The sequence below is a fragment of the Desulfobacterales bacterium genome, from assembly GCA_030066985.1.
Taxonomy (GTDB): Bacteria; Desulfobacterota; Desulfobacteria; order Desulfobacterales; family JAHEIW01; genus JAHEIW01.
In genome coordinates, this window is the sequence record JASJAN010000009.1 from 20,784 (window position 1) to 32,352 (window position 11,569).

The 11,569-nt window shown below is 51.5% G+C and carries 10 protein-coding genes; 7 read left to right on the forward strand and 3 right to left on the reverse strand.

From position 1 onward, the window contains the following. Positions 1-44 precede the first annotated feature (44 nt). The 7 genes from ugpA to QNJ26_06635 all read left to right on the forward strand — a co-directional run bounded on the left by ugpA (position 45) and on the right by QNJ26_06635 (position 8,702). A complete protein-coding gene (gene ugpA / locus QNJ26_06605) occupies positions 45-926 on the forward strand; it encodes a sn-glycerol-3-phosphate ABC transporter permease UgpA (protein ID MDJ0985196.1) in 882 nt (293 codons plus the stop codon). Positions 927-937: 11 nt separating this feature from the next. Continuing rightward, positions 938-1,780, forward strand: a complete 843-nt coding sequence (gene ugpE / locus QNJ26_06610; GenBank protein ID MDJ0985197.1) for a sn-glycerol-3-phosphate ABC transporter permease UgpE — start codon at positions 938-940, stop codon at positions 1,778-1,780. A 10-nt stretch (positions 1,781-1,790) separates the two neighbouring features. Beyond that, complete coding sequence (locus tag QNJ26_06615) at positions 1,791-2,873, forward strand: sn-glycerol-3-phosphate import ATP-binding protein UgpC (GenBank protein MDJ0985198.1); 1,083 nt, start codon at positions 1,791-1,793, stop codon at positions 2,871-2,873. A gap of 19 nt (positions 2,874-2,892) precedes the next feature. Beyond that, on the forward strand, positions 2,893-4,116 hold the full coding sequence (locus tag QNJ26_06620) for a hypothetical protein (GenBank protein MDJ0985199.1): 1,224 nt from the start codon (positions 2,893-2,895) through the stop codon (positions 4,114-4,116). Positions 4,117-4,123: 7 nt separating this feature from the next. After that, on the forward strand, positions 4,124-5,674 hold the full coding sequence (gene glpA / locus QNJ26_06625) for an anaerobic glycerol-3-phosphate dehydrogenase subunit GlpA (protein MDJ0985200.1): 1,551 nt from the start codon (positions 4,124-4,126) through the stop codon (positions 5,672-5,674). Between the two features lie 271 nt (positions 5,675-5,945). Beyond that, entirely contained in the window at positions 5,946-7,229 is a 1,284-nt protein-coding gene (glpB, locus tag QNJ26_06630; GenBank protein MDJ0985201.1) for a glycerol-3-phosphate dehydrogenase subunit GlpB, read from the forward strand. A gap of 234 nt (positions 7,230-7,463) precedes the next feature. Next, a complete protein-coding gene (locus QNJ26_06635; GenBank protein MDJ0985202.1) occupies positions 7,464-8,702 on the forward strand; it encodes a hypothetical protein in 1,239 nt (412 codons plus the stop codon). Positions 8,703-9,057: 355 nt separating this feature from the next. Here QNJ26_06635 and QNJ26_06640 read toward each other — a convergent pair whose 3' ends face one another. Genes QNJ26_06640 through QNJ26_06650 form a run of 3 tightly spaced genes read right to left on the reverse strand, consistent with a single transcriptional unit; the run spans position 9,058 to position 11,509 of the window. Next, positions 9,058-9,960 carry a 1,4-dihydroxy-2-naphthoate polyprenyltransferase gene (locus tag QNJ26_06640; protein MDJ0985203.1) on the reverse strand — a complete coding sequence of 301 codons (903 nt, stop codon included), beginning with the start codon at positions 9,958-9,960 and terminating at the stop codon, positions 9,058-9,060. Between the two features lie 17 nt (positions 9,961-9,977). Then, positions 9,978-10,733, reverse strand: coding sequence for an ABC transporter permease (locus QNJ26_06645; GenBank protein MDJ0985204.1), 756 nt, complete (start codon positions 10,731-10,733; stop codon positions 9,978-9,980). Further along, positions 10,730-11,509, reverse strand: a complete 780-nt coding sequence (locus tag QNJ26_06650; protein ID MDJ0985205.1) for an ABC transporter ATP-binding protein — start codon at positions 11,507-11,509, stop codon at positions 10,730-10,732. Before QNJ26_06650 ends, QNJ26_06645 begins: the two co-directional genes overlap by 4 nt. Between the last annotated feature and the right edge of the window lie 60 nt (positions 11,510-11,569).

The window sequence follows — 11,569 nt, forward strand, 5'->3', positions numbered from 1 at the left end:
GCAAAATGGGTCCTGCCCCATTTTTACAGAGGACATCGGTTTTCATGGAAAAACGCGTCATCTTTAAAAACAGAGTCTTGCCGTATATTCTGGTTGCGCCGCAAATCATCATAACGCTGGTTTTTTTCATCTGGCCCGCGTTCATGGCCCTTTATCAATCGGTTCAACGGGAAGACCCTTTTGGGCTTAAAACGGTTTTTGTGGGCTTAGAAAATTTTATGTATATCTTCACCGATCCTATTTATTTGAACTCGATTAAGGTCACTATGGTTTTTAGTTTTTCGGTGGCGGTCATCGCCATGTCGACAGCCCTGTTCTTAGCGGCCATGGCCGATCGTGCCATTCGTGCGGCCACTGCTTACAAAACATTTATCATCTGGCCCTATGCGGTCGCACCGGTGGCGGCGGCGGTCTTGTGGTACTTTCTGTTTAATCCCACCGTCGGCATGATTTCCTTCTTTTTAAGGGCCATCGGGATTGACTGGAATTTTACCTTAAACGGCGGTCAGGCAATGGTTCTGGTGATCATCGCTGCCGCCTGGCGTCAGATATCCTACAATTTTCTTTTTTTTCTGGCCGGATTGCAGGCGATTCCCAAGTCATTTATCGAGGCTGCCGCCATTGACGGGGCGTCTCCGGCCAAACGCTTTTGGACGATTGCCTTTCCGCTGCTTTCACCGACGTTTTTCTTTTTGCTGGTCATGAATTTGGTATATGCCTTTTGCGATACCTTTGGGGTTATTCACGCCATTACCGAAGGCGGCCCCAATGAAGCCACCAATATTATGGTCTTTAAAATTTATCACGACAGCTTCGAAAGTTTGGATTTGGGCGGTTCAGCCGCTCAGTCGGTCATCTTGATGTTCATTGTGATTGCCCTGACGGTGATCCAGTTTCGCTATATCGAAAGAAAAGTTCATTATTAAAGGAGTAAACAATGGTCGAGCATCGACCCTGGCTTACATTTTTGACCCATGCACTGTTGCTCCTGGGCTGTCTCATAATTGCCTTTCCGATCTACACGACCTTTGTGGCCTCCACTCACAGCCTGGAAACGATCACTTCATTCTTCCCATTTTTGCCCGGTCGCCACCTGATCGAAAACTATCACCAGGCCCTGACCGTCGGCAGTGGTGAAGTCGGCGCTACCGTGGGCACCATGATGCTCAACAGCCTGATCATGGCACTTGGGATTGCCATCGGTAAAATATCTATATCCCTGCTGTCCGCCTTTGCCATCGTCTATTTCAGATTCCGCTTCCGCATGTTTTTTTTCTGGATGATTTTTATCACCTTAATGCTGCCGGTGGAGGTTCGCATTTTGCCCACCCATAAGGTGGTGGCGGATTTGAAGATGCTGGACTCGTATTCCGGTCTGATTTTTCCGCTCATCGCATCGGCCACCGCCACCTTCCTGTTTCGCCAGTTTTTCATGACGGTGCCCGATGAGTTGTGCGAGGCCCACCGTATTGACGGCGGCGGACCCATGCGGTTTTTCTTTGATATTTTGTTACCCATGTCGCGGACATCTATTGCGGCGTTGTTTGTTATTTTGTTCATCTACGGCTGGAATCAATACCTGTGGCCGCTACTGGTCACCGGAGATGAGAGTTACTATACGCTTCTGATTGGCATCAAAAGAATGCTCGATGTCGGTGAGGGCCAGGCCGATTGGCATATCATCATGGCTTCCACCATGCTGGCCATGATCCCGCCGGTGCTGGTAGTGATTTTTATGCAGAAACAGTTTGTGCGCGGTATGACTGAAACCGAAAAATAGGAGAAAGTGTATGGCGGATGTCAGTCTGAAAGATATTTATAAATCCTTTGGCCAGAATGAAGTTATTCACGGCATCTCCTGTGATATTCATGATGGTGAGTTTATCGTCATCTTAGGCCCTTCCGGCTGTGGCAAGTCCACCGTATTGCGCATGATTGCCGGGCTGGAAGTGATTACCAAGGGTGATATTGCCATTAACGGTAAGGTGGTGAACCAGCTCGAGCCCGCCGATCGCGACATTGCCATGGTTTTTCAAAATTATGCCCTTTATCCGCACATGACGGTTTTCAAAAATATGGCCTACGGTCTCAAAATTCGGCGGATGCCCAAAGCGGAAATTGAAGAGCGGGTTCAACGGGCGGCCAAGATACTAGAATTGACAGAATTTCTGGATCGCAAACCCCGCCAGTTATCCGGGGGACAGCGCCAGCGCGTGGCAATGGGCCGTTGCATCGTGCGCGAGCCCAAGGTCTTTTTGTTTGATGAACCGTTGAGCAACCTGGATGCCAAGCTGCGCGTTCAGATGCGCCTGGAGCTGAGAAACCTGCATGAAACACTGGGCATCACCAGTGTATATGTGACCCATGACCAGGTCGAAGCCATGACATTAGGGGATCGCTTAATTATCATGGAAAATGGCTATGTAGAGCAAATTGGGTCTCCGCTGGAGGTATATGAAAGACCGGCCACCCTTTTTGTGGGCGGCTTTATCGGTTCACCCGCCATGAATTTTTTTGAGGGGCGCACCAGCCGCGACGGGCAGTCTCTTGAACTTTCCGGCTCCGATTGTTTAACCATTTTTCCGCATTTAGAGCCTGATTATTGCGACAAGGCGGTCGTCGTGGGTATCCGACCCGAGCATTTCAGCATAGCAAAGGAGGGCGACGGCACCATCAAGATGCAGGTGGACCATCTGGAAACCCTCGGTGCCGATACCCTGGTGCATGGCAAATCGAGGAAAGGCAGCTCTCTTTTTACCCTTCGCCTGCCGGATATACATGATTACAAAAAGGGCAGCTCCCTGTTTTTGAGTGTTTCCCCGCAAAGATTACATTTGTTCGATAAGGAGAACGGAAAAAGAATCGGGGACTAACAGAGGCCATCCTAACTTTATGACACAACCACTCATCAAGGCCATGGCTGTTGCCATCGATGCCGTGCAGAAATGGCCTGCCAGAAAAGCTCATATTTTCCACCATAATGACGCCGATGGGCTCAGTTCGGGCGCCATCCTGACCCGGGCTTTTAAACGCCAGGGATTTGAAATTCAGCGCCTATGCCTGGAAAAACCCTATCCCCAGCTGTTGGAAAAGGCCTTTGAAAGCAAAGGCGCGTTATATGTGTTCACCGATCTGGCCGGTCGTATCGCACCCCTGATTTCCGATCTAAATAAAGGCCGCAATTTAACCCTGATACTCGATCATCATGTGGCACATCCTGCCACCGATCCGCAAGTTCATAATCTCGATCCGGATTTGTTCGGTTTAAAAGGCGATCGTGATATCAGCGCGTCAACCACCTGTTATTTGTTCGCCCGCACACTGGATCCGGCGAATGTCGACCTGGCGCATATTGCTGCCATCGGGGCAGTGGGTGACGGTTTTTATGTTGATGGACGTCTGGTAAGCGAGAATCGAAAAGCGGCTCTGGAAGCTGTTCGTCAGGAAAAGCTGAAAATAAAAACACATGAAGCCGGCGAGGAATATTTTCTGAAATCTTCAAATCAAGACACTTTGCTGGAGACGCTGGCCCGCGACCTGGACATACTGGGCGCAGCCGGTTATCTTGATGAGGGACCTGATATGGGCATTCGGGTTTGTCTTGACGGAAAAACCGCAATCGCGGATCAAATGCTGGCGCGATTCAAACAGATACATCAAAAGGCATTTGAGGCTGAAATTTTGCGGTTAGAGCAGGGTGCGTTACAGCAGACATCGCATATCCAATGGTTTCATGTGCAGGATCGTTTTGCGCCCATGGGCTGTAAAATGATCGGTGCGTTTTGTGAGACCCATAAAAATGCCGCTTTTTTTGACCCGGATAAATACATCGCCGGATTTCAATTGATTCCCAACGAGATTCCGCGCTATGGTCATCTGCCCTTGCAGGCCGTCAATATTTCCATGCGGGCACCAGCGCCTCTGGAAGAAAAAATCAAAAAAGGCACTGCCATGGCGCTGAACACTTTTCTGCCCGAAGCCACCGATCGGCTGGGCGGATTTTCGGATGCCTGCCATCGGCTGGCGGCAGCCACCATGATTGCGATTGGCAAGGAAGAAGATCTCATTCGGGAAATGAATAGGATTCTGTTTGAGCGTAAAGCAGATTCGGAGTGATTCAACAGTGAGAAAAATTGAAACGCAAGTCTTAATAATCGGCGGGGGGGCGACCGGCACCGGACTTGCCCGCGATCTGGCACTGCGTGGTGTTGATTCGATTCTGGTCGAGCAAAATGATATCAATTCGGGAACTTCCGGGGCCAATCACGGCCTGTTGCACAGTGGGGCGCGCTATGTTTCATCTGATCAGGGCAGCGCCAGGGAATGCCGCGCAGAAGGTGCGCTGTTAAAAAAGATGGCGCCCCATTGTATTGAAGACACTGGGGGACTGTTTGTGGCCGTGGAAGGTGATGATGAGAATTACGTAGCGGATTTTCCGCAGCTGTGTGCCCAGAGTGATATTTTTGTAAAAGAATTGGACGTTACGGAGGTGCGCGAACTGGAGCCGGTTCTGACCGACAAACTCATTGCAGCTTATGCGGTTAAAGATGCCTCGATTGATCCCTTTAAACTTTCGTTGGAAAATATCGCCCATGCACAGAAGCTGGGCTGCACCTTGCTTCGATTTACCAAAGTTATCGGGTTTCAGAAAAAGAAGAATACCATTCAGGCGACGCGTTTGCAGGACACGGTTACCGGTGAGAAGCTGGTTGTCATAGCAGAGCAGGTAGTCAACGCCACCGGTGCCTGGGCCGCTGAAATTGCCGCCCTGGCCGGTGTGAAGATTGACATGGTCTGTTCTAAAGGCAGCCTGCTGATTACCCATAGTAGAATAACCGATCGGGTGATCAATCGTCTGCGTGCGTCTGCCAATGCAGACATCCTGGTGCCGGGCGGCACGGTGTCTATTCTGGGGACCACTTCAATTCGTATCGACAACCTGAATCAGGTCTATCCTACCATAGAAGAGGTGGATGCAATGGTGGGTGAGGCGATTAAGATGATTCCGGCTCTGGAATCGGTCCGATATATTCGCGCCTACTCAGGCGTCAGGCCACTGGTGGGGGCAGCGTCGGCCGGCGATGATCGCGACATCAGTCGCGGATTTGCGCTCATCGATCATGGAGCAGACGGTCTGAATAATTTTGTTACGATTTCCGGAGGCAAATTGACCACTTATCGACTGATGGCCGAAAAAACAGCCGATCTGGTCTGCAGCCGGCTGGGCGTTACCCGACCCTGCCTGACAAAAACCGATCCCCTTCCGGAAACCTTGCCCGCCAGGTGGACCCAACCCGGGCTGGCCCCCAAATTATGGATGAAAAAGCACGACCCGCAAGATCTTTTGCTGTGTGAATGTGAAATGGTGCCCGCCAGTGCGGTGGATTCCATCGTGGGATCCATTCGCAGGCAAAATGGTGAACCGGACCTGACGGCCATCGCTTTGCGCAGCCGAGTCGGGAAAGGCGCCTGTCAGGGCACATTTTGCGGCGTGCGCGTGACCGCTTATTTATCTGATCAGGGGCAGCTGAAGTCGGGTATGCATTTAGCCGACCTTAGAGCATTTCTCAACAAACGCTGGCATGGGCAGTATCCGACGCTCTGGGACAAACAGCTGGTGCAGTCCGAACTGATGGAAGCCTTGCATTGCGGGTTGTTTGGGCTCGAATTGTAGCGAAGCTACAAAGTTGAAGATTCTGCTTTACGTGTAGCGCATGGCTTGTTTTATCGAGGACGAGGTCGAGGACGACGACGAGGACAAAAATTTATACCCTTTATCCTACTCGTCCTCCTACTCGTCCTCGTCCTCGGCTTTTTAATAGGTGCGGAATTAATCAAATAATAGGCACTACCGCCGCTTCATAAAAAAAGAGCCAGCAGCCAGCAGCCAGCGACCAGTAGCCATTGATCGTAACTTTAGACCTTCTTAAAAGGCACAGCTTTGGATGACTGATGCAAAAACGATAGAATGTGACCTATGCGTAATCGGCAGCGGGCTGGCCGGAATGGCGGCCGCCCATTTTGCGGCTGCCAGAGACCTGCAGGTGGTCCACATGGGGCATACGGCGGAAACCATTTTTGCGAGCGGTTTGCTGGATCTGCTGGCGGTTTACCCGGCCGGTGAGAAGCGACTATGGCGCGATCCCTGGGCGGCTATAAAGAAACTGATCAGGAATATGCCCGACCACCCTTACGCGCGCTTAAAAAAAGAGGATATCAAAGCCGCCTTTGATGAAATTTTAGACCATTTGAAAGCAGCCGGTCTTGTCTATCAACGGCACCTCAAACATAACAGCAGTGTTCTGACGGCTCTGGGAACTGTGAAACAGACATACGCAGTGCCGCACACCATGTGGAACGGGGTTAAGGCCCTGCAGAAAAAGCAGGCCTGTTTAATCATCGATATTCGCGGCCTCAAGGGCTTCAGCGCCCGCCAGATTACCACCGTCCTGAAGACCGACTGGCCTGATTTGCGCTCAGCGCGGATCTCCTTTCCGGGCATGGCGCATTTAAATGAGGTCTATGCGGAACGTATGGCCAATGCCCTGCTGCTGCCTGAAAATCGTGAAAAGCTGGCCGCCGTGGTAAGCCCGCTGCTCAAAAAATCAAAGGCTCTGGGGCTGCCAGCCATTTTGGGGCTGCATCGTACCGCTGAGATCAGGTCCGATCTTGAGGCCTTAGTTGGTGTTCCGATTTTTGAAATTCCGACCATGCCGCCTTCGGTCCCCGGTATACGCCTAAACCAAGCTTTCGAAAAGGGGCTGCGTTTGAAAGAGGTCCAATATTTTTCGTTGACCCGGGCGCTGCATGTGCACCCCACGACCAATGGTCATTTTCAAATCCAAATCGGTCGCGATGCGGTCGAGCGTACCGTGCGCTCAAACGGTATCATTTTGGCCACTGGCCGATTCATTGGTGGGGGGTTACACGCCAATCGAACGTACATCCGTGAATCCATTTTTAATTTACCGGTCTACCAGCCAACCAGCCGGGCCGACTGGCATCGTCGAGACCTTCTCGATCCCCGGGGGCACCTCATCAATCAGGCCGGTCTGAAAGTTGATCGCAACTTTCGTCCTCTGGATGATTCAGGGCGCCCGGCCTTTAATAATCTGTTTGCGGTCGGTTCTATTCTGGCACACAACGATTGGAAGCGTTTGAAATGTGGTGCCGGAGTGGCAATCGCCTCCGCATACGGCGCGGTGAACTCGATGCTTAAGCTGCGCTAACGCTATCGAACAGAGGCGACGTACCATTTTCCTTTGGCCACCGGCCTGGATTTGTGATAGAAGACAACCCTTCAGCCCCGAAAAGGCAATTTCAACGACACGAGGTTTGCCATCATAAAATATCTGTATTCTGTTTTTGGCCTGATTTTTTTGATTGCGGCAACTGTTGCCCGGGGTGATCCATTGCCGACCTACTGTGAGACCGATCCTGCTTTGGCACGGGAGTTGTCAGAAATGGGCCCTGTTATGGGGCTTGGGGCCTCAGTGTCCCATGGACTCATGGCGCGCTCAGCTTCTGAGGTTGTGGCCGATCAGCTTTGCCTGGGCAGTGACGGGCATGTATTCCCCTGGTACTTTCCAGCTTCCTACCAAAGAGCAGCTAAATATTATTATAGGCACAGACGCCCGCGGTTGGTAATGGCGATGGATGTCACTTACCACGACATGAAAGTTCTGGAATATACCGACGACAAAACAAAAGTGCTCGATGATCTGGTGGCCGGTCTGGCACTGGACTGTGAAAGTGATCTTTATGATTGCTCCGCAGGTGGCAATGAAGCTTATGTCAAAAAAGAAAATTACAGACCCATCGTTTTGTTAGGTGATCTATTTTTTGAAAATCTCATCGACTGCACCCGGGGCAAACCACCGAAAGAATACCGCCTCGAAAACAGCAAGCCCAGACCCAAGAAACTGTGCTATGAGGAATACGCGCAACTCAACCGTCACCTGCGAAAACTGGTGGCCAAATATCCCAATGTTCATATATTTCCCGCCAATCGGCTGTTTACAGCCCTGGTCAAATTTCCCCACAGCGTATTTTACGATGAAGGCAGCCGGCAAACTTTTTTCGCCAGAAATGAGCTGACCTGGGATGGCTGGCATCCGCATACCGACCCGGGCAGTTATGTATTTGCCAACCTAACGATTATGCAGATCAATCGCTTGATTGACGAGGGTAAAATCAAAGGCAGACGGATCCCGCTCAGAACCCTTTCGGATAAATATTTTGGTCCGCCGTCCGGATTGATCATCCTGGTGCCGGAAGGATATCCGCTGGAGAACCGGCCGCAAATTGTGGGACCTGCCGGAGACAAGATACCCCTGCGCTTTTCATTGCCAAAACCCTGGGCAGAGCGCCATGGTGTCTTCCGTGTCGGAAAATCATTTTTTAAGGATCTGGCATTGTCATGGCGTCATTTGGGCCCAAAACCGCTGATTATCCGCGCCGCATCTCACCGCGGCACCACCCTGATCTTTTCCCAAAAGGATCAGGAACTGTTAACGCTGCAGTATCAAAACGGAACCGTCCTAAAAGGGGGGCTGCTTCTTTGGGGCCAACATCTGGATGAAGAATTTATCTCGCGCGAAGATACATTTTTTTTGAATCAAATTGATGAAGATCCAGACATTCTCAATACCCTTCGTCCTCCACAACCGTCGATGGTTGACGGTCCCCCCTGGGATTACTAGCATCCATTTCATTCAGGTTTGCCGGTTAAGCCCGCCACCGACGGATGAAGCATGTTAAAATCCGAAAAAAGCTTGATTCTAATTTTTTACCGGCCAGCAGGCTCAATATATGTAGAGGCTATCTTAAAAATAGTAGATCACGCTTCCCGCATGAATGCGGGATTTCACGTCTGATTCTAAATCATTAAGGTGTTCAACAAAGCAAGGCGAAAACCGATTCAAAAGTGGAGTCCGCCTCCGGCGGACTAGTATTCGAACATTTTGAATCGGTTTTTAATCCGCCACGAAGATTGGCGGACCATTGGGCGCCTGTCCGCCTCTGGCGGGTTAGATGCATTTTTAAGATAGCTTCCAATTAGAGGATGATGCCAATGGACAGCAGCAAGCTATAGACCAGCGCCAGTTTGGCCGTGCTGGCCAGCGCTTGATTGAGTTCAGGACCCCCGGTGCTGTTCCAGATGCGGCGGGTTAAAGAAATGGCCAGAGGCAAGGAAAAAAGCGGCAGGATCACCCAGACCGGACTCCTACCGCCCAGCCACAGGATGATGGGTATGGCGTATGCAGCGGCCAGCAACAGCAGGTATTCAATCCTGGATCCACGCTCACCGATTCTGACCGCCAGGGTTCGTTTTCCGCTGTGTCGGTCGGTTTGAATATCTCTGAGGTTGTTAACGACCAGGATGGCGGTGATCAGCAGCCCCTGGATGGCGCCCATCAGCCAGACCATCGGGGTTAGGCGCAACGCCTGGACATAATAGGTCCCGCATACCGCCACCAGTCCAAAGAAAACAAAGACAAAAAGATCTCCAAGCCCGTGGGACGCCAGCGGATAGGGCCCACCGCTGTAAGCCAAGGCCGCCGCGAAACTTAACAATCCGATCAGAATAACCGGCCAGCCACCAACACTTGCCAGGTAGAGACCCGGGAGGATGCTCGCCATAATGCACATCAGCATGCCGGTTTTCACCTGTTTGGCTGGAAGCATGCCGCTTTGGGTTACCCGGGGCGGGCCGATGCGATCCTGGGTATCGATGCCCTTGATAAAATCAAAGTAATCGTTTGCCAGATTAACGCCGATTTGCAGCAGCAAAGCTACCGCCAGGGCCGCTGCGGCTGGCAGCCACGCAAATTGCTGATCAGCGATGGCCAAAGCAGTGCCGACCAATACCGGCGCGACTGCTGCTGGCAGTGTTCGGGGCCGGGCTGCCAGTATCCAAGCCTGAGTTTTTGTTTGGTTTTCGATTTTTGGCGTGTTCATTATGGATATGGTGCTTATTATTGAGCTTCCGCCTGATATCGATTCACTTTCAGCTCGAGATGATAAATGATCAGATACAGGATCAGGCCCAGCAGTCCCATGGCCAGGATGCCGGCGTACATTTCCGGATAGCGCAGCACCTGATAGGTTTCAACGACGATATAATAGCCCAACCCATAAGTGGTTAAAGACTGCTCGGCAATAAACAGGACCGCCACGGCAGTTCCAACGGATACACGCAGTGCGGTCAGCACCGCTGGCAAAGAGGCCGGAAAGTAAACATAGCGAAAGAGCGCCCGCCGGCCGGCACCCAGTGAGCGCACTGACAGGATCAATTCCGGATGCAGGTTAGCGGCTTCATCTCTGACCACCACCAGTATCTGGAAAAAGATGATCAGAGCGATTAGAAAGATTTTAGAAATATCGGTGATGCCCATCAAAACATAGATGACCGGTAAAAACACGATTTTAGGAATGGGGTAGACAATCGCGATCAATGGCGCAAAGATGCGATCGATCTGGGGCATCTGCCCCAGGCCCAATCCGATGGGCACTGCACTGACAACAGCCAGCGCGATAGCTGCCAGAACACGGCCGCTACTGGCCAAAAAGTGAATCCCCAGCTCACCAAACAGCGAGCCCACAAAAATCGGCAAGACCTGCAAAGGAGAGGGCAGGATGGGTCGATGGATTATCCAGGCCAAGACCTGCCAGATGGCAAAAAACATCAACAGGCCGATGAGAACGGCGCGACTATTTAAGCGGTTGTTCATGTCAGCGATCCCAGTAATTGGCGGACATCTTCGCAGGTTTGCTGAAATTCATCCTGTGTGCGACCGGCTGCGAGCCCGGCACAGGTATTCTCGATTATTTGGGCTTTTTGATTACAGCCTTTTTCCAGCACCAGGATTTTTTTTCCCATGACCACTGCGACCTCGATATCATGGGTTACGATAACATAGGTTAGGTCGGAAACAGCGTGCAGATCGATAATGAACTGTTGCAGGTCTTCCCGGGTGGGCGCATCTAAGGCTGAAAAGGGTTCATCCATTAACAGTAGGTCGGGCTGCATGGCCAGGGTACGGGCGATAGCTGTTCGCTGACGCTGGCCGCGGGACAGCTTTAGCGGGTATTGATCACGCAGGTTCTCGATCCCCAGTTTTGTGAGCCAATCGTCTACGCGTCGATCAGCTTCCTGCGGGCTGATCTTTGCATCGACCGGAGCGTGCCGGCCGTCAGATCCATAAAATCCCCAGATGGTCAGCCCCAGACGGGCATTTTCTCTGACCGTTTGCCACGGCAATAAGCCGTGATCCTGCAGCACCAGTCCACTGCGCGGTCGCGGGCGGTTGATCGGTTTTTGATCGATGACAATATCGCCGGCTTGGGGGTGGCGCAAGCCGGCCAGTAAATACAAAAGGGTTGTTTTGCCGCAACCTGAAGGGCCGATAATGGAAAGTGCTTCCCCGCGATCGATCTCGAGTTCATATCCCTGAAAGATTGGTGGCTGACCGCTGTAAGCAAAGGTTAGATTTTTAATATTAATCATCGGGCTTTATTAATATTGCCTAATTTTACACGAGTTAGAGGCTTCCATAGGCAAGGCACT

Bases quoted from the DNA above. Each gene is read 5' to 3' on its own strand.
- QNJ26_06635 (MDJ0985202.1), top strand. From the start codon at position 7,464: ATGGGCCCTGTTATGGGGCTTGGGGCCTCAGTGTCCCATGGACTCATG.
- QNJ26_06615 (MDJ0985198.1), top strand. From the start codon at position 1,791: ATGGCGGATGTCAGTCTGAAAGATATTTATAAATCCTTTGGCCAGAAT.
- QNJ26_06645 (MDJ0985204.1), bottom strand. From the start codon at position 10,733: ATGAACAACCGCTTAAATAGTCGCGCCGTTCTCATCGGCCTGTTGATG.
- ugpA (MDJ0985196.1), top strand. From the start codon at position 45: ATGGAAAAACGCGTCATCTTTAAAAACAGAGTCTTGCCGTATATTCTG.
- QNJ26_06650 (MDJ0985205.1), bottom strand. From the start codon at position 11,509: ATGATTAATATTAAAAATCTAACCTTTGCTTACAGCGGTCAGCCACCA.
- glpB (MDJ0985201.1), top strand. From the start codon at position 5,946: ATGACTGATGCAAAAACGATAGAATGTGACCTATGCGTAATCGGCAGC.
- ugpE (MDJ0985197.1), top strand. From the start codon at position 938: ATGGTCGAGCATCGACCCTGGCTTACATTTTTGACCCATGCACTGTTG.
- QNJ26_06640 (MDJ0985203.1), bottom strand. From the start codon at position 9,960: ATGAACACGCCAAAAATCGAAAACCAAACAAAAACTCAGGCTTGGATA.
- QNJ26_06620 (MDJ0985199.1), top strand. From the start codon at position 2,893: ATGACACAACCACTCATCAAGGCCATGGCTGTTGCCATCGATGCCGTG.